The sequence below is a fragment of the Alteromonas sp. KUL49 genome, from assembly GCF_006538345.1.
Taxonomy (GTDB): Bacteria; Pseudomonadota; Gammaproteobacteria; order Enterobacterales; family Alteromonadaceae; genus Alteromonas.
Genome location: NZ_BJKL01000031.1, coordinates 1 through 1,472 on the forward strand (window position 1 = coordinate 1; position 1,472 = coordinate 1,472).

The window sequence follows — 1,472 nt, forward strand, 5'->3', positions numbered from 1 at the left end:
ATCGCAAGATCAAAGATGTTCCACAGTTTTAGGCTCATCAATGCCATCGCTAAGAACAGAGAAAGAGACACTGTACCTAGAATATCAACCGTTTCACTGTCTGTTTTATGCAGCTTAGTGACTTCAAATACGTTGGTAATGAACACCCCCATAAACAACGCATAAACAAAGTCAGGAATCATTAGCCACTTGATTTCAAAGGTCGATACCCACTGCTCTAAATACTTAGCACCAGTGATACAGATAAGAAGGATAAACAGAACTTCAATCACCTTCTTGGCTGTTACTTTATCTTCTTCATATTCGTTATACGTCACCAGCTCTGGGAAACGCTCGTGCGTATGAGTGCCTGTACCGTACTCAGATTCAAGGTTGTTTTGTCGATCAGCTTTTGTGCCACCGGGCTACCAATGATACCGCCAATGATCAAACCAAAGGTTGCCGAAGCCATCGCAATTTCTAGCGTATTAGCAATACCATAAGTATCAGCGAAAGTTTGAGACCAAGCCGCACCCGTACCGTGTCCACCAGATAGAGTAATCGAACCCGCGATAAGCCCCATGAGTGGGTCTAACCCCAATCCCGTTGCCAAGGTTACGCCAACTCCATTCTGAATAATGATGTACACCGACGCCACAGCTAGGAATAGGAACACCTTTGCGCCCCCTTTCATCAACTGGGTATAGTTCGCCGCGAGACCAACGGTTGCAAAGAACATCAACATGAATGTGTTTTGCAACGGTAAAGAGAACTCAAGATCAATACCGTTGAAATGAAGACCTGTAATTGCAAGCGCAACGATTAAGCCGCCGACAATAGGTTCTGGGATATTGTACTTTTTGAGAACCGGAAGCTTTGCGTTTACAAAATGGCCTAAGAAACAAAACGCTAATTGCGATTAGGAAAGATTCTAGTGGGCCTATTGAAATTAAATGATTCATATCACCTCTATATTTTTACGTTCCTCATCTTCCCTAATGAGTCTAGTCTTGTCTGTAGCTTTTAGTGCTGCTCTACCTGTGTTTATGAAAATGATGAATTAGTGAGTTTAGAAAACGCTCCACAATAGTGTGAAAGACGACCAGGATGTTAGTCCTAGGTCAATTTTAGCGAGGATCAGGGTGTTTTTTGACCTTGATCACTTCGAAAATTCACCCCGACATCTGAAAAATTATTACATTAACTATCATTCTGGAAACCTAAAAAAGCAAAAAGGAGCTATTGATAGCTCCTTTTGCATTACCAGCGTGGGTAATTAGAATTTTTTCGGTGCGTAACCAGTCATAACCTCTAAACGAAGCTCTTTACCGATCTTCGTCATTGGATGAACAACGACAAGTCCCTTTACAGACTTTTTCAGTTTACCCATGTCCGCTTGCTACAGCCTTGGTAATTTCACGGCTAAAAGGCAATATCTAGCAGTGCTTTTACGCTCTTTGTTTACATTCGTAGCTTTGCTTGTGTTTCAGCTG

At 42.1% G+C, this 1,472-nt stretch carries 2 pseudogenes; both read right to left on the bottom strand.

Annotated elements, in window-relative coordinates:
- Nucleotides 1-941: pseudogene (locus tag EYS00_RS20365) on the bottom strand (sodium/glutamate symporter); the annotation flags it as partial.
- Between the two features lie 314 nt (nucleotides 942-1,255).
- Nucleotides 1,256-1,378, bottom strand: a pseudogene (locus EYS00_RS20370) (DUF2810 domain-containing protein); the annotation flags it as partial.
- Between the last annotated feature and the right edge of the window lie 94 nt (nucleotides 1,379-1,472).